The 20017-nt window shown below is 67.5% G+C and carries 23 protein-coding genes; 20 read left to right on the top strand and 3 right to left on the bottom strand.

The features are described from left to right. The first annotated feature begins 96 nt into the window (after nucleotides 1–96). The 20 genes from ACIPY5_RS19920 to ACIPY5_RS19825 all read left to right on the top strand — a co-directional run bounded on the left by ACIPY5_RS19920 (nucleotide 97) and on the right by ACIPY5_RS19825 (nucleotide 18140). Complete coding sequence (locus ACIPY5_RS19920) at nucleotides 97–873, top strand: class E sortase (RefSeq protein WP_400973987.1); 777 nt, start codon at nucleotides 97–99, stop codon at nucleotides 871–873. Between the two features lie 8 nt (nucleotides 874–881). After that, nucleotides 882–1256: a hypothetical protein gene (locus tag ACIPY5_RS19915; protein ID WP_400973984.1), complete on the top strand. Its 375-nt coding sequence runs from the start codon at nucleotides 882–884 to the stop codon at nucleotides 1254–1256. Further along, nucleotides 1256–1432, top strand: a complete 177-nt coding sequence (locus tag ACIPY5_RS19910) for a hypothetical protein (protein WP_400973982.1) — start codon at nucleotides 1256–1258, stop codon at nucleotides 1430–1432. The genes ACIPY5_RS19915 and ACIPY5_RS19910 overlap by 1 nt, the downstream gene beginning before the upstream one ends. 265 nt (nucleotides 1433–1697) lie before the next feature. Beyond that, the gene (locus tag ACIPY5_RS19905; RefSeq protein WP_400973979.1) at nucleotides 1698–2126 is read left to right on the top strand and encodes a DUF6993 domain-containing protein; all 429 of its coding nucleotides are present in this window, start codon (nucleotides 1698–1700) and stop codon (nucleotides 2124–2126) included. Beyond that, on the top strand, nucleotides 2126–2437 hold the full coding sequence (locus tag ACIPY5_RS19900) for a hypothetical protein (protein ID WP_400973976.1): 312 nt from the start codon (nucleotides 2126–2128) through the stop codon (nucleotides 2435–2437). Before ACIPY5_RS19905 ends, ACIPY5_RS19900 begins: the two co-directional genes overlap by 1 nt. Further along, entirely contained in the window at nucleotides 2434–3963 is a 1530-nt protein-coding gene (locus ACIPY5_RS19895) for a hypothetical protein (RefSeq protein ID WP_400973973.1), read from the top strand. The genes ACIPY5_RS19900 and ACIPY5_RS19895 overlap by 4 nt, the downstream gene beginning before the upstream one ends. 61 nt (nucleotides 3964–4024) lie before the next feature. Continuing rightward, on the top strand, nucleotides 4025–4591 hold the full coding sequence (locus ACIPY5_RS19890) for a hypothetical protein (RefSeq protein ID WP_400973970.1): 567 nt from the start codon (nucleotides 4025–4027) through the stop codon (nucleotides 4589–4591). After that, nucleotides 4591–4935: a hypothetical protein gene (locus ACIPY5_RS19885; RefSeq protein ID WP_400973967.1), complete on the top strand. Its 345-nt coding sequence runs from the start codon at nucleotides 4591–4593 to the stop codon at nucleotides 4933–4935. Before ACIPY5_RS19890 ends, ACIPY5_RS19885 begins: the two co-directional genes overlap by 1 nt. Nucleotides 4936–5192: 257 nt before the next feature. Further along, entirely contained in the window at nucleotides 5193–5645 is a 453-nt protein-coding gene (locus ACIPY5_RS19880) for a hypothetical protein (RefSeq protein ID WP_400973965.1), read from the top strand. Next, nucleotides 5639–7057, top strand: a complete 1419-nt coding sequence (locus ACIPY5_RS19875) for a hypothetical protein (RefSeq protein WP_400973962.1) — start codon at nucleotides 5639–5641, stop codon at nucleotides 7055–7057. Before ACIPY5_RS19880 ends, ACIPY5_RS19875 begins: the two co-directional genes overlap by 7 nt. Beyond that, nucleotides 7057–8670 (top strand): hypothetical protein, encoded by a 1614-nt coding sequence (locus ACIPY5_RS19870; protein ID WP_400973959.1) that lies wholly within the window; start codon nucleotides 7057–7059, stop codon nucleotides 8668–8670. The genes ACIPY5_RS19875 and ACIPY5_RS19870 overlap by 1 nt, the downstream gene beginning before the upstream one ends. Then, nucleotides 8667–10073, top strand: a complete 1407-nt coding sequence (locus ACIPY5_RS19865) for an ATP/GTP-binding protein (protein ID WP_400973957.1) — start codon at nucleotides 8667–8669, stop codon at nucleotides 10071–10073. Before ACIPY5_RS19870 ends, ACIPY5_RS19865 begins: the two co-directional genes overlap by 4 nt. Then, on the top strand, nucleotides 10070–11251 hold the full coding sequence (locus ACIPY5_RS19860) for a hypothetical protein (RefSeq protein ID WP_400973954.1): 1182 nt from the start codon (nucleotides 10070–10072) through the stop codon (nucleotides 11249–11251). Before ACIPY5_RS19865 ends, ACIPY5_RS19860 begins: the two co-directional genes overlap by 4 nt. Nucleotides 11252–11451: 200 nt before the next feature. Further along, nucleotides 11452–11823, top strand: a complete 372-nt coding sequence (locus ACIPY5_RS19855; RefSeq protein ID WP_400973952.1) for a hypothetical protein — start codon at nucleotides 11452–11454, stop codon at nucleotides 11821–11823. Further along, entirely contained in the window at nucleotides 11820–13520 is a 1701-nt protein-coding gene (locus ACIPY5_RS19850; RefSeq protein WP_400973950.1) for a type IV secretory system conjugative DNA transfer family protein, read from the top strand. The genes ACIPY5_RS19855 and ACIPY5_RS19850 overlap by 4 nt, the downstream gene beginning before the upstream one ends. 17 nt (nucleotides 13521–13537) lie before the next feature. After that, on the top strand, nucleotides 13538–14356 hold the full coding sequence (locus tag ACIPY5_RS19845) for a hypothetical protein (protein WP_400973947.1): 819 nt from the start codon (nucleotides 13538–13540) through the stop codon (nucleotides 14354–14356). An 80-nt stretch (nucleotides 14357–14436) separates the two neighbouring features. Further along, nucleotides 14437–15786: a hypothetical protein gene (locus tag ACIPY5_RS19840; protein ID WP_400973945.1), complete on the top strand. Its 1350-nt coding sequence runs from the start codon at nucleotides 14437–14439 to the stop codon at nucleotides 15784–15786. A 14-nt stretch (nucleotides 15787–15800) separates the two neighbouring features. Next, a complete protein-coding gene (locus ACIPY5_RS19835; protein ID WP_400973942.1) occupies nucleotides 15801–16598 on the top strand; it encodes a DNA/RNA non-specific endonuclease in 798 nt (265 codons plus the stop codon). 44 nt (nucleotides 16599–16642) lie between these two features. Then, nucleotides 16643–17077 carry a hypothetical protein gene (locus tag ACIPY5_RS19830; protein ID WP_400973939.1) on the top strand — a complete coding sequence of 145 codons (435 nt, stop codon included), beginning with the start codon at nucleotides 16643–16645 and terminating at the stop codon, nucleotides 17075–17077. A gap of 22 nt (nucleotides 17078–17099) precedes the next feature. Continuing rightward, complete coding sequence (locus tag ACIPY5_RS19825; RefSeq protein WP_400973936.1) at nucleotides 17100–18140, top strand: YhcG family protein; 1041 nt, start codon at nucleotides 17100–17102, stop codon at nucleotides 18138–18140. A 23-nt stretch (nucleotides 18141–18163) separates the two neighbouring features. Here the strand turns inward: ACIPY5_RS19825 and ACIPY5_RS19820 are convergent, their stop codons facing one another. The 3 genes from ACIPY5_RS19820 to ACIPY5_RS19810 form a co-directional block, all read right to left on the bottom strand. Beyond that, complete coding sequence (locus ACIPY5_RS19820) at nucleotides 18164–18631, bottom strand: hypothetical protein (RefSeq protein ID WP_400973933.1); 468 nt, start codon at nucleotides 18629–18631, stop codon at nucleotides 18164–18166. Between the two features lie 94 nt (nucleotides 18632–18725). Next, nucleotides 18726–19745: a zeta toxin family protein gene (locus ACIPY5_RS19815; protein ID WP_400973931.1), complete on the bottom strand. Its 1020-nt coding sequence runs from the start codon at nucleotides 19743–19745 to the stop codon at nucleotides 18726–18728. Then, nucleotides 19742–19993, bottom strand: a complete 252-nt coding sequence (locus tag ACIPY5_RS19810) for a hypothetical protein (RefSeq protein WP_400973928.1) — start codon at nucleotides 19991–19993, stop codon at nucleotides 19742–19744. Before ACIPY5_RS19810 ends, ACIPY5_RS19815 begins: the two co-directional genes overlap by 4 nt. Nucleotides 19994–20017: the final 24 nt, after the last annotated feature.

The following is a 20017-nucleotide window of genomic DNA, read 5'->3' as shown; positions in this document are numbered from 1 at the left end:
CTGACCCCGGTGGCTCCTGAGCGACCAGCGCCGACGACTACGCGGCGTCAGCTCCGGGAAGCCCGAGCCGCACTGCCGGCACCCGCAATCCCCGCTGTGGCTCCGGCCCCTGTCCGGCTTCGACGACGCCCGACAGTCGTGAGCGTTGCGGGTGAGGTACTCGCGACCGTGGGCATGCTAGTGCTGCTGTTCGTGGCCTGGCAGATGTGGATCGGCGACGTCATCATGTCCCAGGCCGCCGACGAGCACGGCCACCAGATCACCGAGCAGTGGGCGAAAGCCCCCGCACCCGCACTCCCACCGGTCGTCGACGACGGTTCCGGAACGGGCACCGTGAAGACGTACGAGCCGCCTGTGATGACCGCTCCGGAGAACGGTGTGCCGTGGGGCGCACAGATGCGGATCCCGCGGTTCGGTCCCGACTACAACGTGACGATCGCCGGCGGGATCACCCGCCCGGACACCCTCGATCACGGCTGGATCGGCGTCTACCCGAACAGCGGCATGCCCGGCCAGGTCGGCAACTTCTCCATGGCCGGGCACCGCACCACCTGGGGTAAGCCCTTCAACCAGCTCGACAAGCTGCACCTGGGCGACGCGATCGTCATCGAGACCGCGCAGGGCTGGTACACGTACCGGTTCCGCACGCTCGAGTACGTCACCCCCGAGACCGTGAACGTCCTCGATCCGACCCCGCAGGGGACCGGCGTCGGCGGGGCGCCCTCTGATGGCGGCCGGTACATCACGCTGACCGCGTGCTCGCCGCTGTACTCGCTCGCTGAGCGGATTGTCGCGTACGGCGTGTTCGACAGCTTCCAGCCGCGCGCTCTCGGCGCGCCCACCTCGCTCGCCGATAACCCCCTCAGCCAGTAGGAGACGCGATGTCTGAACAGAAGAGCCCCACGCCTGCGGACGTTGTCTGTGCCGAAGAGCTGTGGACCATGGATGCGATGTCGCCGGCGGTCCGGAGAAAGGTCGACGAGATCGTCCGTACCAGTCGTCGGGATCGCGTCCGGACCCGGACCGCACTGCGAGCCATGTTCGACAGCAGCGCGGGCAAAGTGATCCTGCTGGACCGGAAGCGGGACATGGCCGAGTTGCTCTCGTTGACGATGGCACCGCACGTGCCGGCAGACCTTGATCAGGTCCCGCTGACTCCCGCGCAACTGGTTCTCGGTCGAGGCCGCGGCATCCGGGTAACTGCAATCCTGCAGGACCGCATTTGGCCTGCGGGCGGACACGAGGTGGTGTCCTGATGTACGCAGCGCTTTGGAGGATCATCCCCGGCCCCTGGTGGGTGCGGGCGCTGATCCTGACCGTGACGGCCGCAGCGGTCCTCTACGGGCTGTTCTGGTGGGTGTTCCCATGGCTGAGCCCTCTGATCAGCCCCGGCGACGTCGCAATCGTCCCGACCCCCGGAGGCGCGCGATGACCCGCGCGCACGAGCCCGACACTCATGACTCAGCCCGACAGTTCCCCACCTTCGTCTTCTGGATGTTGCTGCTTGGGTCTGCTGCCCTGATCTGCGCGATGACGCTGGTCCTGGTCTGGGTCTTCACGTCGACTGAGCCGTTCATCTTTCCTGTCCTCACGCCGGCGACAGGGGGCGCGCGATGAGCTCCACCTCGAGCAGGCCCCACCCGTGGCGGTCCAGCATCGTCCTCGTCAGCGCTTTCGTGGCTACCACGGCTGCAGTCGTGCTTCTGCTGTCGGGATGCACCGCGGCGCCCGCGCCGACGCCGTCGAGACCTGCAGCACACCCCACGCCCACATCGAGCCCGGCACCGACCCTGCACCCTGACGGTGCCGCGGCCGAGAACCTGCCGCTGTTCACCATGGTCGTCGACCAGGTGTGGGCGAGCCCTTCGAAGACGTCCGCTCAGGCGTACGTCGATGCGCTGGCCACGGCGGGCTTCACCAGGGCGGACATGCAGATGACGGCGGACGCCTCGACGGTCGGGAACCCGGCCGAGAGCATCCAGTTCTCCGTCCGGTGGGGGAGCACGCAGTGCCTGGTCGGGCAGGTCGGCCCCTCGACCGGTGACCCCGTGACCGCGGTGCTGCCCCAGCTTGCCGGTGGGCGCTGCCTGATCGGCACCACCCCGAGCACGAGCGGAGCGCAGTGATGTCCGAGTCCCAGGAAGGCGACGAGATGACCAACCCAGAACCGGCAGGGCCGTTGCGCGTGCCTGGTAGACGCGATCTCTGGCTACTCGGAGCGGGTGCGAGCGTGGTGGCGACGGTCGTCGTGCTCGGCTTCTTCGCTCCCGACCTGGCTGCTGCCTACGAGGGCCATCCGAACATCAGGTCGCTCGTCGCCATGGTTCTCGTCACCCTCTTCGCGGTCGCGCTCATGGTGGGTGTCTTCGCACTGTCGGTCCTGGCTGTACTGCGGGCCCTCAGTGCGCGCGGTCAGGAGAGGGAGGAACAGCGATGAGCGCGACGCTGGTGGTCTGCGAGACGTGCAAGTCGGAGGTTCGTGCGGAGCCGTACTGTGCTCGGTGCGGAGCAGTCCTGCTGGGCGCGGCTGCGGTCTTCACGGAGGCGGCCACGGTATCCACCTACTCCGAAGCAGCCCCGGAGAAGGAACCCGTCCAGGATGAGCTGCTTGCCCGCCTGGGCCTGATGGAAACCACGCCCACTGACGTGGAGGAGCCCGCCGAGACAGCTGCTGAACAGCACGTCCCCGAGAGCGATTCGGCACCGGTTCCGGTCGAGGAGGAATCGGCGACGCCGGAGGATGTTGCTGTCGCGGGCTCGACGTCGGGTGGCGGCGACGAGCTCGACGCAGCTCTCGCTCGCAACGCCTCGGATCTGACCGCTCCCATCGACACCCCGGCCCTAGCTGAAACGCCCACGAGACGCGGTTGGTTGGCGCTGATCCTTCGCTGGTGGTGGGTCGGCGCCATCGGTGCCTTCCTCGTGCTCCTGCTGGGCGGGATCGTGCTAGTGAGCATCTCGTCGGCCTCCCACTCGTCGCAGAAGGCCCCGCGCCCATCGTCGACTACTGCGGCGGCCTCCTCGCAGAAGGGCCCGCTCCCGGGGTACGCCTCGAAGCAGGTCTGGGGCGCTGCGGCGAAGCGGGCCGTCGTGACTGCCGATGGAGGCCGCGTGCTGGTCGTGTACCCGACCGCGAGCGGAACGACCGCGGCGGTGCGGGGCATGAAGGACGGGAAGTCGATCTCGACCAGCGACGTCGCGGCCGATGCGGCCCCGATGGTGGCGGGCAACACCCTGCTGGTGCGCTCCGGCGACAAGGTCCTCGCGTGGGCATCAGGGGCGACCGAACCGACCGCTGTTCCGGCTCCCGAGGGTTCGACTCTGCTGGTCAGGGCGGGCACCGGGTTCCTGGTCGACGGGGGAGCCGCGACCGTGTTCACCGACGGTGGGCTTGTGAGCGTGACCGCGCCGCGGGCGGGCATGGTCCCGCTCGGATACCTGTCGGAGACGCAGACGATCGTGTGGGCCTCGGCGACCGGGCACCTGGTGACGGGTGCCGTGACGGGCTCCGTCGTGCATGACGTGGCCCTTGTTGCGCCGGCTGCCGATGCCACGGTCTCGGGCTGGCTCGCCGCGACCGACAAGTTCGCGTTCCTCACCTGGACGACACCAGCTGGAACCGTCCTCGCGGTGCACTCGCTCGAGAACGGATCCGTCACCGCGCAGGCACCGATCAGCGGGGCCCCGCTGGTTTCGCCGAGCGGCACGATGCTCGCCGCTGCTGGCGCGCTGGTCACGACCGGCTCGGGCGAGCTCGTCGCCGAGACGGAGTTCGTGCCCGCGGCCTTCCTGAGCGACAAGGACCTCTACGGGACCACGAAGGCGGGCCGTCCCGCCCTGTGGCATGCCGGGAAGGTCTCTGATGCGACGGCCGGGGTGTGGCAGCCGGTCGCCCTGTCCTCGAAGGGGCTGCTGGCCGCTGACCCGAGCGGGATCGCTCTGTTCCCGCCCACCAAGAAATGACTTCCTCTCCCCGGGGCCACCATCCGGTGGTCCCGTTCACCTCCCAGATCAGGAGAACCTCATGAAGACGATTCGACCGCTGACGACCGTGGCCGGTACGGCAGTCGCCACAGCGCTGCTGTTCGCTGGTCCCGCGATCGCCGCCAATGCGAGCACCGGTCACGTGACCGTGCCGACGGCGGTGTCTGCGGCGGACCCGGGCACCCCGGACCCGCAGCCCACCGACCCTGGCACCGATCCCACGGACCCCGGCACTGGCCCGACGGACCCGACTCCGACGCCCACCCCGACCGACCCCACGGGACCGACAGATCCGACGCCGACGCCTACCCCGACGCCGACCGATCCTGGAACGCCCACGGACCCGGGAACCACGCCGACGGACCCGGGCACGACGCCGACGGACCCCGGGACCACGACGTCGGTGGAGGAGCCGGCGAGCAGCTCGAGCTCGAGCGGCGATGAGGAGTCCTCGTCGACGCGGGATTCTCGCCCGCAGCTGGCGACGACCGGTGCCGAGTCCGGGCCGCTGCTCGCTGCCGGTGGTGTTCTGCTGACCGCGGGTGCGGGTATCGCCGCGGCCGGATGGATGCGACGCCGTCGTGCTACCGCAGATGGAGCTGAGTGATGACTGGTGACAAGCTGCTCTTCCGCCTGGTGGCGGCGGATATCGACAATCCGTTCAAGGATGTGAAGATCGACTTCTCCTGGTTGACGGGGAAGAACGCTGCAGCGTTCGCGATCGGCATTGGTCTCATCTGGGGCGTGCTGCTGATCTGGGCCGCCATCAAGCTGATGCCCGCGATCTTCCACATCCGTGACGCGATCAAGAAGAACATGTCGCATGAGGTCGAGCACGCCCGCAAGGAACTCCTCGGTTCGGCGCTCGTGTTCATCGTCATGGGCTGCTTTATGGTGCTGGTCTCGCTGGGCTTCATCATCATCAACCTCGTCTCGAACGCGGCTGGATGATGAGCGAGATTCGCAAGTCTCGGCGCGTGTGGGCATGGGTCGGGGGGATTGCCGCCGCGGTGGTGATCTCCTCGATCCTCACGGCCGTCCTCATCGTTGCCGGGCTGTCCGCAGGCGCTCCTGCTGCCCGTCCCGGCGCGTCGAGCGCCCCGTCAGAGGCCCCGCAGACTCCTGGGGCGGCTGCGCCGACGTCGGCGCCTGATGCGTCGGGCGCCGGCGCGTCCGGCTGCACCGCGGTGCCGATCTCGGTTCGGTCAGTGCTCGCGTTGCGCGCGAATCGTGACTTCACCGCGAAGGGTGCCGCCGAGTTCGCTGGTGCCGTGGTGCAGCTGGTGGGTCTGACGCCCATGGATGCGGACCTGCCGCTGTTCCTGCAGCAGGCGACGTCGGGCAACGCGGCCGACCAGGTCGGGAAGGTCGTGGGCCGTGGCGGCATGGCCAGCACTGCGGGCTCAGCGAGCCTGTGGGGCGGCCAGTACATCGTCGAGTCGCACACCGCCGACGAGACCGTCGTGCTGGTGATGTTCACTCCGCTGACGAATGGCGTCACGGAGACGAACGCTGAGGGCAAGACCCACCAGGTGGTGCTCGACGTGGTCCTGAACCACACCCGGGACGGCTGGGTGCTCTCGAACCTTGGCGGTGTCACCGCGGCGCAGGAGACCGCGATCGTGAGCCCGCAGGCGAACAAGTTCAAGGGGGCGTGCTGATGGGACCGGACGGTTGGGGCTCGATCGGTGACGGATTCGGTTCCATCTGGAACACGATCACGGGCGCGTGGAAGGCCGCGGGGGATGCAGCTGCCGGTATCGGCAATGCGGTGTCGTTCGCGACGGATCCGATCGGGTTCCTCACCAATGCGTTCGGCGGGGCGGCGAAGTTCATCCTCGCCACGGTGATCCCGTGGGCGTTGAAGGCGCTGACCCCGGACTTCACCTCGGACTGGTTCCTGAAGCAGTACTCGATCGTGTTCTCCGTGGCGATCCTCGTCTGGGGCCTCGTGTTCATGATCGGCCTGGTCCGCAAGCGGCTCACCCCGACGCAGGTTGCCGACATGATCGTCACCGGGTCTCCGGCGTTCTTCGTCGGCTGTCTGCTGGCCCCTTGGGGCATGTTCGTCGTCGGTGGGTTGATCATGACGATCACCAACGCATTGGCCGTGTGGATGACCGGCCAGAACGTCGACACGTTCGTCACGCAGGTGGGGACACTAGTCACCAACGGCGACACGCTCGCGTTGCTCCCGGAACCGCTGATCGCTCTCGGGTTGATCCTGTTCCTGCTGCTGTCGGCGTGCACGATGTTCTTGGTCCTGCTGATGGGCCTGGTGGTCTCGTACATGACCGGAGGGCTCTTCCCCCTTGCCTGGGTGTGGATCACACTGCCGGAGACTCGCCGGACCGCGTGGCTGATGGTCCTGGCGCTCATCGGTATCTGGTGTGCCCCGGTTTTGATCATCCTCGCGATCGGTATCGCCACGCAGATGTCGGCGAACGTCGCCTTCCAGGCGACGCAGACACCAGGGGACGCGATGGCGGTGGTCCTCGCCGTGTGTGTTCCCGCGATCGGGATGCTGATGGCGTCTCTCGCTCCGATGATGCTGGGCGTGATGGCGGCAACGCGGGTCAGCCCTGCCGGCACGGCGGGCCTCTCCAGCGGATTCGGGCGCGACAACCTGGTGAACCGGTTGCCGCAGCCGTCGAGCAAGCCCAAGAGCGCCGGAGATGTCGCAAGCACGCCACCTGCTGCCTCTCCGACGCAGGCACCGTCGACTTCCCCCGCGGTCATGTCGACGACGTCACCGGGTACGGCTGTGGTGGGATCCGAAGCGGCTACGGCTGCGGCCGGGACCGGAGCGAAAGCGGCCACGGGTGCGGGTGCGGCGACCGCGAACACAGCAGGAGCCGCCGCGACGGCAGGTGTAGCAGGCACTGGCGCCGCAGGTGGTGCAGGGGCGGCAGGAGCAACCGCCGCCGCTGGCACAGGAGCAACCGCGACCGGTGTCGGTGCCGCGGTGGGCGTTCCGCTGCTGGTGGGTGCTGCAGTACTCGCCGCGGCGAATGGCGGCAAGCAGAAGGCACGGGCGTTCGCGTCCGCTCTGGCAGAGATGGGGCAGATGTGATGCGCGTAGCAATGCTCGGCGGAGAATCCGCCAACCGGAAGCTGTTCGGCGGGAAGCACAAGCGGCTGATCCCGGTCGTCGTCATCGGGGGATTGTTCCTCTTGGTCGGCATCTTCATCCAGTGGGTGCTGATCGTCGGCGCCGTGTTCGTGGCCCTAGCTCTCCTCGCCCTGTCCCCAGGTGTCACAGGATCGCTGTGGGAGCGGGTCGTGAAGCGGCGCCGCTGGAGGTGGCGGGAGAACGACGGCACCACGGTCTATCTCCCATTCGACCAGGAACTCTGGGACGTTCTCACCGACGCCGTGGCGAACGCGAAGACCCGCAAAGAACGCAAGGCCGCGACCCGCAACTTGCATGCGATGAGGGAGACGCCGGACGGCCTGGACGGGTTCCGGTGGCTGCACGATGCCCGGCATGAGCCGGGGATCCAGTGGCATCGGCCCGCCGAGGGCGACCAGTACCTGGCGGTGACGTTCGCGACGACCGGCCAGGTCGACGGTGTCGGCTCCGACACGGTCTATGACCAGGCGTCGGAGTCGTTCGGTCGGTTGACTGCGGGGCTTGGCGACCCGCTGACCCTTCCCACCCGGATCCAGACCCTGGTGCGCACGCTCCCGCCGGACTCCGCCCGCCACGAGGCGTGGATCGAGGATCAGGTTGACCCCGCAGCGCCCGGGGTGCTCGCGGTCAGCTACAAGGAGAACCTCGACACGAACCGGAACTCGGCTCTCATCCCCAGGCACTTCGTCGTCGTGTCGTGGCCCGTCACGGGAACGTTCGAACGCAAGGCCGCCACCCTCCACGAGGGCCAGGCAGGATACGTCGCGTTGATGATGCGCGAGATCTCCCGCATGGCCTCGGCGCTCACGAACGCCGGCTTCCAGGACGTGCGGGCGCTCACCGCCCGCCAGACCGCGGCGGTCATCCGGCACATGCAGGTCCCGTCGTTCCCGATCGACCGTGTCTCGGACATCACCCCCATGGGCGGGTTCCTCCCGTCCGAGGACTCGTGGCACTCGACCACCTACTTCGCGCAGACAGGCCGGTCGGGCCTGTCTCAGACGCTCGTGCGGACCGCACGGATCGACGTGGAGAGCATTGAGGGATCCCAGCGCAACGCCCTGTGGATGCACCCGATGCTCTCGCACATGGGCGACCAGATCCCGCGCACCCTCACATTCCATCAGGAGCTGTCCCCGCAGGCGACCGCCCGCACGGCAGCCGACAAGGATGTGACGTCCGACGATGCCGACCGGATCAGCCGCGCCAAGGACGGACGCCTCGAAGACTTGGAGACGGCCGCGAACCTTTCCGCGGCGATGCGGCGCCGTCTCGATCTCGCACCCGGGACCGGGCATGTCGGTGCCGCCTGGGTCGGGTATCTGTCGGTGTCCGCGGGGGACCGGAAGCAGCTGCGCGACGCGTGCGAGGCGATGCAGGCGGCCGCGTCGAACGCCGGGCTCGGACAGCTCGAGTGGATGGACACGCAGTCGTCGACGGCCGCCGCGTTCTGCTGGCCCACCGGCCGCGGCATCCTGCCGGCAGAAAAGGGACGCGGTGAGCAGGTCTTCACCGGCATGGAATCGCTCGCATCGGAAGTGGAGTCGCTATGACCACCGTGACGGACGCGCCTCAGACGCGCGAAGAACTGTTCGCCCCGGACCCGCTCGCGCCCTTGTGGTCGTGGGAACCGGACCGCGGATACCAGATCACCGTGAACCGGTGGCAGAAGTCGGCCGGGTTCTTGAAGGCCGCCGTCTCCGGGGCGATCTCCACCTCCCGGCAGACGGAGATCCTCAACCCTGCCATCATCCGTTCCAACGCGCACGACGACGGCGTGCTGGATGGCATCGACACCATGACCGGTGAGCTGTTCCACCACGACCCGGTCACTGCCTACCGTGCCTTCCCCCGGCGCGTGGACTCTCCGAACGTCTGCATCTTCGGCGACGTCGGCACAGGTAAGTCGTCCCTGCTGAAGATCGTCTACCTGCTGCGCCAGCTGCTCCTGACCGGCCGCCGCGCCGTCGTCATCTCCAAGAAGATGCAGGGCGACAACGAAGACGAGTACGCGCCCGTCGCACGGCTCCTGAACGTGAAGCCGGTGCGTCTCACCCTGGACGGCACCGGATCGCGGCTGAACCTGCTCGACCCGAAAGTCACCGGCACGAAAGGCCCCTACGCGATCCTCGTCGACGCGCTCACCCTCATGTCCGGCAAACGTCCGGACAAGTGGGCGCGGCAGGTCCTGCGCCGCACCCTCGCGACCGTGTACAAGGACGTCAAGGAGAGAGTGCCGGAGCTCGACGACCTGATCGCGGAGCTCTACCGGCACCAGCCGCCCGCGATCGCGCCGCAGATGATCAGGGACCGGATCATCACCGCCGCGTGGGGACTCGCCGCGGAGCTCGAGGAGCTCACCGAAGCGTACGGCGGGATCTTCTCCGGCCAGACCAGTCCCGAGGTCTCCCTCGGACGCAAGCTGACCATCTTCGACGTGTCGGACCTGCCCGAGGAAGGGCCGGTCCTCTCGGTGGTGATGAGCGTCATCAACACGTGGGTGCTCGAGCAGCTGAAAGCCCGACGCGCTGAGGGGCACCGGGACGTACTCTTCCTCATCGTCGAGGAAGGCTGGTACCTGGTCCGAGGCCCGATGGGTGCACGCCTGCGGTCGAATGCCCGCCTGTCTCGAGCCCTCGGCCTCATCCTGGTCGTCGCGATCCACCACCCCTCCGATATCCCCGCCGATGACCCGGCGATCGCATTCATCCAGGACGCCGGCACCGTGTACATCTACCGGCAGGCCAGGCCCGCGGACGCTCTCGCCGCGGTGCAGCTCGCCGGCATGCACCCGGACGCCGTGGAGTACGTGCAGCGCCTCCCCAAGGGCGAAAGCTACGTGAAGGTCGGCCTCGAGCCCGAACGCCGGATCCGCCACCTGCGCTCCTCGATCGAGGAGCACGTCACGGACACCGACGGCGGCCTCGGTGGCCAGCAGCTCAAGGACGCCGCATGAAGATCGCAGTGGCCTTCACGGCGGCGTTCCTGCTCTTCGCAGCGGCAGCGGTCGGTGTGATCGGGATGCTCCTCACCGCGGCTCCCGCGGCCGCGGCATGCACAACACCGGGCACGCCCATCACGGCCGCGACCGGCGACGGGCCCCTGCAGCTGTCGGCGTCGCAGAAAGCGAACGCGCAGACCATCATCGGTGTTGCCAAGACGGTGTTCCCGGATCCGGCGATCGCGAACGCCGCGGCGACCGTCGCCGTGGCCACGGCGATCCAAGAGTCCGGGCTGGAGAGCCTGGACCATGGCGATCGCGACTCCCTGGGCCTGTTCCAGCAGCGCCCCTCCGCCGGCTACGTGAACGCGACGGACCCGGTGTGGGCGGCCACGCAGTTCCTGACCCGGCTCGCCGCGATCCCGTCCTGGACGACCCTGAGCGTCGGCCAGGCGGCCATGTCGGTCCAGATCGCAGCGGAGTACCCGAACGGTACGGACAGGCCCTCCTACGTCGACCAGGTGATCGGACACGCCACCGAGGCCGCGGCGATCGTGGGCACCCTCACCGGGGCGAGTCCCGCGATCCCGCTTCCCGCAGGGTCGACGGATCCGAACCTGCGCCCCGTCGACGTGAACACGGCACCTGCCGCAAAGACCACGTGCACCGGGGCTGCGGCATTCAGCCAGGCCAGTGCGCAGCAGGCGGCGCAGGTCCTCGTCGCCGGGTGGGAGGCCGGAACCCTCGTCGATTTCGAGTCGTCGATGATCACCGAGGAGATCATCCCGATCGCTCAAGGAAAGCCGATCCGCCCCGAGTGCGAGATCGACCCGAGGATCCTGCAACTGATGGCAGGGCTCCTGCAGAAGTACGGGTCTCTGGGCGTCTCGGACATCAACCGGCCCTGCGTCGGCATCGCCCTGAACTGCGCGTTCTCGCTGCACTGCGCGCACCCGTCCAAAGCGCTCGACATCGTCAGCGTCGGCGGCCGCGGCGTCGACGGAGGCAACGCCGCCTCGCTCGAGCTGCTCGCCTATCTCGACCAGGTGATGCCGAACGGATCCGGCACCGGCCAGTCCAACTGCCGCGGCGACATGTCCTTCAAGAACTTCCACACGTTCGAGGACTCCTGCAACCACGTGCACATCGACCTCGGCGACGCGACCGATCCGCTATCCGCCACGAAAGCCTGAGAGGTACCCCCATGAAGACCATTCCTATCGTTCCATCCACCGTGGAGGTATTCGGCAGTATGGCTGCCCTCCTCGGCATCATTGTCGCCGCCGCGGCGTTGATCTGCGCCGCGGCAACGGGCCTTCTGATGCTGTTCCCGCGGATCATCGTCCGCTCGCCAGAGCCCCAGGTCGAAATGGAGTCCGCGGAGATCTTGCCCATGGTGGATGACGCCTCCGATCATCTGCGTCAACGCGCGCGCCCCGTGCTGCGTGCCGCCCTGATCTGGGCGTGCGGGGGAGCGCTGCTCGCACTGATCGGCGCGATCGTGCACGACCCGACGATGATCTACCCGGCGCTCAGCCTGCTCATCGCCGTGGGGATCCTGCTCGTGATCGTCGCCGCCGGCTTCCGTCTCGCCGGGAACCGTGACCACAACGGCATCCCCATGAAGAACCTGATCTACACCGGCGCGATCACCGCGATCGCTGCCGCCGCCGTGCTCGTGCTGCTCTCGCTGATCTTCACATCGCCGGCAGCATCGTCCGCCCCCGCGGCGATCGCCGCCGCATCGCTTGGGGTGGCATCGTGAAGGCGGAGACCCGCGCCGGCCTGTACCTGGCCCTCGCGGTACTGATCGCCCTGTTCAGCTTGCACGCGGCCCTCGCGTTCACCTCTGCCGGGGTCCCGTTCCTGACGCCCACCGGTTTCGCGACGTCGGTGAAAGTCGCCGCAGCGCGGATTGGCGGCGGATCGCTGCCGGACGGTGTGATGCTCGCCGCCCCTGTCGTCTACTGGGTCGTCTTCGGGCTCCTGGTCGCGATCCTCTGCGCGGCGTGGTGGTTCATCGCCCGCTGGTGGAGCAACCGTCACCCGCACCGGGTGAAGGTGGAAGGCACGCTCGGGCGCCAGGAGGTGCGCACGCAGAACGAGCGCTCCGGGAAGGGCCCGCGACCGATCGGGTTCATCGACGGACAGCCGTTCTACCCGACCTTCGAGGACTCGTTCACCGTGCTCGCGATGTCGGGCGCCGGTAAGACCATGCGGTTCGTGGTGCAGATGGTCGTTCACGCCGTCGGCGCCGTGGTCACAACGTCGACACGCATGGACGTCTTCCTGCTGACGGCATGGCAGCGCTCCCGACGCGGGCGCGTTCTCGTGTTCGCACCGGAGTACGGAATCCTGCAGCGGTGGAAATGGCGTGTGGGCTGGAACATCGTCGCCGGGTGCGAGAACCCAGCGGTCGCGCAGGAGCGCGCCGACGCGCTTGTAGCCGCCCGCCCCCTCGGAAAGGGCTCGTCGAACTCCAGCTTCTTCGCAGAGTCGGCAAGCATCGTCCTGCGTTGTCTTCTTCACGCCGCGGCGATCGGCAACGTCCAGACGCAGAAGCCGTACACGATGCGCGACGTCGTCTCCTGGATGCGCGACTTCGACGACGACACCCCCTACACAGTTCTCCAGCGATCCACTCATCCGCTCGTCGAGCGGCAATGGCTGAAGGACCTGAAGAACTACTGCCGGGGCGAGGCCAAGGAGACCCGCAACAACACGGCCCAGACCATCGGCATCATGCTGAAATCGCTGGCTCTGCCCGAGATCCTCGACGCCGTCTGTCCCGCTGAGGGTCGGCTGATGCTCGACATCGACGAGTTCCTGGCCAGCACGGACAGCCTGTACTTGCTGTCGAAGAAGAAGGGGCTCGCCGCCCCCGTCATCACCGCTCTGGCCGAGTCCCTGCAGTCCAAGGCGATGGACGCCGGTGAAGAGGCTCCGCTGAGCCCGGTGCTCACCATGGTGCTCGACGAGCTCGCCAACGTGTGCCCTATGCCCTCGGCACCCTCGCTGATGACCGACGGCCGCGGCCACGGCATCCAGGTTGCCGCGATCCTGCAGGGCCGCAAGCAGGCCATTCAACGGTTCGGGGAGGAAGGCGCCGACACGATCATCCACCTCTCCAGTTGCCTGATCATCTTCGGAGGATCCCGCGACTACCAGATGCTCACTGAGCTGTCCGGGCTCACCGATGAGCGTGAGGTCGAACGCTCGTCGACGTCGACCGGAACGAACGGGACATCCACGTCGACGTCGACCGCGAAGGAACGGGTCCTCACCGTCGGCGAGCTGCGCACGCTCGCTGAGGGGCACGCTGCGATGTTCTACCGGAACTTGCCCGTCGGGATCCTGCACATGCCCGCCTGGTGGGAGTCCGACGAACGCGACGACTACACCCGCTCGCAGCAATGGGCCACCGAGCAATTGCGGCGCCAAGACGTCGCCACCGCCGCATAGACGACAAGGAGATCACCATGGTCAAGTTCACCGCAGACCCCGCCCCTAGCGCAGACGCCGGCGCCGGCGCCGCGGAGGAGGTTCCGGCGTACCCGGTTGGTGGCCACGACTTCGTGCTCACGAACCACGCCGGGTTGATCGACGACCACACCGGTGCGCTGCAGGCGCACGACAAGACCCTCGAAACGATCATCACCCACCTGTCGGGGGAGCCGGGCGGGCCCTGGCAGTGGGAGCATCTCGACAAGGTCCAGGCCCGGAAGCTCTGGGGCGAGCTGACCGCGTTCGTGAGCTTCCTCGACCGCAGATACCTGCGCTACCTCGGCGGGCAAGGGGCACGAGTCGTCGCTGACTGGTACAAGCACCCCATCCTCGTGGAACTGTTCACCGCGCTCATGGTCGCCTACCAGCACGCCTACTCGAAGAGCTCCCGCGTCCCGAGCTTCACCCTCGTCGAGTGGCACGAACGATGCCTTTGGCCCACCTTCCAGCGAATCGAGCAGCTGCGTATCCTGCACGACATCCCCGATCAGGACGAGTGGGGCGGCCCCGAGAAACTGCCCACCCACGACGGCCACCCGGAGCGCTTCGAGTCCTTCCTCGACGAGGACCTCAGCTGGCGGCCTGCCCCCGAGCCCAAGCCGCGACAGGAGGCCGGATCCCGTCCCACGGCGAGGGCTGCTCGCCCAGCCCCATCACGTCCGGGCACGGCCCCGTCTCCGTCACCGGTCGACGCGCCATCACCGCCTGCCGACGGCGATGACTTCCTTCTCCTTTCAGACGACGACGCGCCGCCGTCTGAGGATGCACCGCCACCGCCCCTCGACGGCCGCTAGACGCCCGCACAATTCGACGGCCTCAGATGCCTGGCCCCAACACAACGTCCGCTGGACGAACGAGATGAGAGGAAAGCACCATGGATGTACGAAACGCCGGGGAGCAGCGCCCTGGATTGCTTTATCTGGACAGTCAAGAGGCGGCGGGTCTGGTGGAGACGCTGCGAGAATACGCGGACTACCACTCTCGAATCGCCGGTGAACTGCTCTCCGTCGAGCCCGGCGACGAAGCAGAGACCATCGGGAACGATCCCCGCTACATCGCCAACCCTGGCCTGGCGCAACAGGACCGTGAGGTTGACGCTCGCCAGGCCAATGACGCCGCCCGATCCCACGACGCGTACAGCGATTCATTTCGGTCACTTGCAGACCAGGTGGAACGGAGTGGGCAGATCGACGTCGCCAACGAATCAACTCGCGCCGCCCTCGTTGAGAGCATCGATTCGTGGGGATGGGATGCCGAGACCGTTCCGCCCAGGATGCGTCGTGTGGTGGATGCGATCGCTCCGTCCAACGCGCCCGAGACCAGCCAGCCATTCATCCATCTGAGCGACCTCGAGCGGGGCACCTTCGTTGGTGCGCTGCGCGGATCAATCTTCGATGAGGACCACGCCCTGGCTGAGCAGATCGAACGCGACGCAGGACAGGTCCGCCTCACCGAGGCGAACACCGCAACCATCCTGAACTACTTCTACTCCGGCCCACGCGTCCAGCCCGAGCACATGGCCGGCATCGTCGCGCAAGCGCACACCGAGTACCAGCGGCGGATCTACGACAACCTCAGCATCGATTCCGCCGGCGAGGACGACATCGATCGGCGCTGGCTTGCGGCAGAGCATGAAGCCGCGGACCTTGATGAGCAGCAGGACCTCGCCCAGGACCTCGATTCGCTGCAGACCAGGAACCGAGACCGACTCTTCCACAGCAAGCTCGATGCGTTCGAGGAGAGCCTGTCCCGGCACCTGGGAGCAGCACGAGCCGATCTACAGGTGTGGGAGCCTGACGTCGACCACGATCGTCCGCACGTCGGTATCGCTCGACCAAGTGCCCAGGAAACGGACGTCGTCACAGTCACGTTCGACCCGGCATCAGGCCGCATCGAGACATCCACCTTCGATCCCGCTCACCCGATGCCCGTCGACCTCGCCACAGCCGCCCGCATGCTCGGGATGACGGCGCCAGAAGCCCGAGTCGCGCTCGATGCGACCGCTGATAGCCTACGAGCCGCCAGCGAGCTCACGACTCCAGGTGCAGACGAGGACCTCGCACGGCCACACGTCATCGCCACCGCCGAGAACACAGCGGCGGCGGACGCGCTACTGGAGCGCATGATGGCGGTTGCCGACAAGGAGCCGTCCCCGTTGTGGCTGTGGGGCGATCCTGATGCTCCGGCCGAGGCGACAGCCGCACGAACCCAGCACGAGCGCTGACCGTAAAGAGAATCATGAGCCGCTTCCGTCGCATCACCGCAATCGCCATCACCCTGACGAGTTTGGCGATCGCGGCAGCCTGCGTTGCGGCGATCGGCCACGCTCCCAACCCGTCGACGGCACCGAGCGCGACCCTGCACCCCTCGTCACCGTCGACGAGCACGCCCCCTGTTTCGGCGCCGACCGCACCCACCGGCGACTACTTCACGGTGCTCGGAACCGCACAACGTCTGTATGTGCCCGCGCAGACGGGTGTCGTCGAGTACTGCCCCGTCGATCGGCTCGGGCGGGCTGTCTGTGCGTACGGAGATCTCACCTCGAGCCAGCGACGTGCGGCTGAGGCGCGTGGTCGTGAAGAGATCACGGTCGCGCCTGCAGGCTGGGGGCACAACCGGACGGTCACGATCCCCGCGGCCCCTGGCGTTGCGGGATCGGCCTCCTACAGGGGCTGGTTCTGGAACCGTTCGCACCTGGTCGCCGATTCCCTCGGCGGCGCCGCGTCCTTGCAGAACCTCATCACAGGGACACGCCCTCAGAACGTCGGATCCACGAAGATCGACGGTCAGTACGCCGGCGGGATGGCCTACGCGGAGACTCGCGCCCGTGCCTACCTCGACACCCACGACGGGGATGAGTGCCCTCTCTACTACGCCGCGACCCCCACCTATGCCGGCGACGCTCTGGTCCCCGCCTCCGTGATCGTCGACATGCGCTCCTGCGACGGCGCGGTCGACGAGCGAGTCGAGATCTCCAACACCGCCAACGGCTGGGCCATCGACTACCAGACCGGCACCTTCTCGCCAGTGCCGTGAGCATGTCGGCGTGGCGGGATAGGTTCGTGACGAGGGGGTTGACCATGAACATCTACGTCGACGAAGCGCCCGAGGGCGTGACCGTGTACGCATCCGCCATCGACTACTGGACCGAAGACCCGTCACGTCGATCGGGGTTCAACATTCCGGGCGACGTCGGCGGATACGACGCCATCCATCGCGTTCTTCACTCGGACGGATCCGAGTGGCGCGTGAGCATCCTCAATGGGGTTGTCTATGCGATCCTGCGCCGCTTCCCTCACGAACGGCGGTACACGTTCGCGGGTCCCGTCTGGGAGATCACCACGCTCCCGGCAGGCTTCCAGTGGCGAACGCAACAGCTTGCTCGGAAGGACGTCCGCGACTTCTTCTTCGAGCTGGAGCAGAGGTACCGCCGAGAGCCGGACTCGCTGCACACCGTCGTCCGGCGGATTCAGCGATGGGCGGCCGACCTCCCGAGCAGCTCTTCGAGAGCCTGACTGACGGTCTACGGTGGTCGATATGAGCGACCTGGTGCCCGACGACTACGCCGAGGTCCTCGCCGACCTGAAGAACCAGGTCCACGCGGCACGATACCGCGTGCAGCGGGCCGCGAACACGGAGCTTTTGCGGTTGTGGTGGCGGGTCGGGCGCACCATTCTGGACCGGCAGCAGCGTGCGCCGTGGGGGAGTGGTGTGCTGCGCCGGCTCGCTGACGACTTGCGAGCCGAGTTCCCCGCGATGAAGGGGTTCTCGCTCGCGAATCTGAAGTCGATGCGCCGGTTCGCTGAGACTTGGCCGGACGAAGACGCAATTGGCCAACAGGCTGTTGGCCAATTGCCATGGGGGCACGTCGTCACGCTGATGGAGCGTCTCGATGACCAGGAGCTCCGCAACTGGTACGCAGGCAAGGCCGCCTTCCACGGGTGGAGTCGCGCCATCCTCACGCACCAGATCCGGACTCGGCTGCACGAACGCGAGGCCGCCGCGGTGACGAACTTCCGCGGCGCGCTCGAGCGATCGGATTCGGAGCTCGCGCAGCAGCTCACGAAGGATCCCTACGCTCTGGACTTCCTCGCGATCGACAGCGACGCTTCCGAGCGGGCGCTCGAGGACCGCCTGGTGGAGAGGATCATCGAGACGCTGCGTGAGCTCGGCCCGGGCTTCAGCTTCGTGGGACGTCAAGTCCAACTGACCGTGGGTGAGTCCGAGTTCTTCGTGGATCTTCTGTTCTTCCACGTGGAGCAGCTGCGGTACGTGGTGATCGAGTTGAAGACGACGCCGTTCACGCCGGCGGACACCGGACAGCTCTCGTTCTACGTGAAGGTCGTCGACGAGCAGCTGCGGATCCCCAGCAAGCACGAGCCGACCGTGGGGATCCTGCTCGTCGCCGACAAGGACGACGCCGTGGTGCGGTACGCGCTCGCGTCGACCGCGCAGCCGGTCGCGGTCAGCCGCTACGAGCTCGGCGAGGATGAGCAGAAAGCTCTCCCTGACGAGGCCACGATCGCGCGCGCGTTTGCGGACGAGCTCGCGCGTGGCGCGGGCGATGTCGGCGAGTAGAGACAGGCGGGTTCTAGGAGCCCTTACGCGGCCGTACTGTCTCGGACCCACGTCACTTCACCGTCTCCCTCCCAGTCGATCCGAGCGCTGGGCTCGGTTGCGGTCAGGTCGCTGTACAGAGTCGACTTGACGTCGATGACGCTCACGCTGTCCAGCGCGAAGCCACTGAGCGTGCTTGCACCGAGATGCTCGCGGAGCGCTTCGACCATCGCGGTCAATGTCGCGGCCGAGACCAGCGGGGAGGTTGAGAAGTCGGGCTCGCCTGGCTGCTGCCCATTGGTTTTCAGTGTGTCGTGGATGATGCCAGCGAGGTGGAGAGGGACGGTCACCGACAGGCCGCGTATGTCCTTCTCCAGGATCTTCGCGTCATCAAACTCCTCGAGTGCGCGCTCAAGCCTGTGGTTGGCGTTGGGAACTGGGATCCGGATGGCCGTCTCCGGATTGATCGGGTGAGAGTGCGTGAAGGGGACCCGCACGGTGAATGAGTTCATGCGGACATCGTGACAGTCTCGTTGCAGGTGGTCGTCCCGTGTTCGCCGTCGGCGTGTGCTCGCGCTGCCCGGGACCGTCAGGGCGCAGAGGCGCTCATGGCAGTGATGGGCCGCGGTGCTGCTCGCCCGGGTGCTGGGGATCCGGCTGGCTTTCCGTCGTCCCGAGACGGGTGGCATTGTCGGAGATCTCCGTGAGTCGCTGAAGTAGAGCTTCGGCGCTGCTGGTGAGGTCGGTTGTTGTCTCGTGCTCGAGGGCGCCGCGGTGAGCGGCGCCGGCTAAGAGTTGGACGAGGGCCGTGGCGTTCTCCTCGAGCGCGCGATCGGCGGCTTCGGTCTCGGGAGTGTGTGGGAGCTCACGCCTGAAGTAGGTGACGACGTCTCGGCGGCGGAGTTCCCATTCGTGGTGCTCGGCAGGCGTCGGTGCGGTCTGGTGCAGGGCGCGGAGGACGTCGGCGGCGTGGGTGAGCGCGGCGGGTCGCGTCCTGTCGAAGAGAGCGGCGCCGTCACGGGTGACGACGGAGATCCGGTCGATGGCGGGGGAGGCGGCCGCAGCATCGAGGGTGATGGGGGTGCCGCGTACGCCTGCGTCGTGAGCGGCAGGGTCGGTCCACCTGGCGGTGAGACCTGCTTCGTGGTCGAGCTGGAAGCGTTCCAGCGAGGACAGTTGGCTTTCCCAGGGCGGGACGGCGAGAGCGACCAGGTGGGTACGGTAGCCGGAGTCGTGGAAGCGCCGCGCGGTGCCCAGCGTGATCTCGGGGCGACGGAAGGTGCCTTCGACGAGCACGTTGTACTGGTGCTCGCGTGCGTGCTCGAGGGCGAGCTCGACCCATCGGGCGGACGCAGGGATGGGCGCGGCGGGCATCGCGAGCGGGTCCTCGTGGAGGAGTCGCTGGTAGTCGGGGTGGAAGGCGCGCAGGTCGTCGCCGATGATTGCGGTGACCATGGTGCCGCCGTTGAGGCGCAGCGCGCGATCGCGCCCGTGGGTCTTGCCGGCGCCCGGCTGCCCGCCGATCCCGATCCAGAGCGGATCCGAGGACGGACGGGCGCGCGCAAAGAGACGCGGCACGATCAGGTCGTGAAACCGGGCGTGGATCCACGCCTCGTCGAGGGTCATGCAGCGCTGAGCCGGTTGAACTCCGCGCGGAGGGCTTCGGTGGTGCGGGTGATCGCTTCACGGTCGTCGGGGCCGACGGCTTCGATCGTGTCCATGAGGGCGATGTCTTCGCGCAGATAGAGGTCGGCGTTCTCAGGGTGCTTGTCCTGCAGGGCGACGAGGGCGCCGCGGACGCGCGTGGCGGCCTCGGTCATGATGTCGTAGAGGACAACGGTGGGGACTCGCGTCTGGCTGCTGGTGAGCGTCATGGCGGGGTTCCTTTCCCTTGCTTT

This window comes from Microbacterium sp. NPDC089698 (assembly GCF_044749045.1).
Lineage (GTDB): Bacteria > Actinomycetota > Actinomycetes > Actinomycetales > Microbacteriaceae > Microbacterium.
The sequence above is the reverse complement of the archived record's forward strand: the minus strand, read 5'-3'. Positions and strand labels throughout refer to the sequence as shown.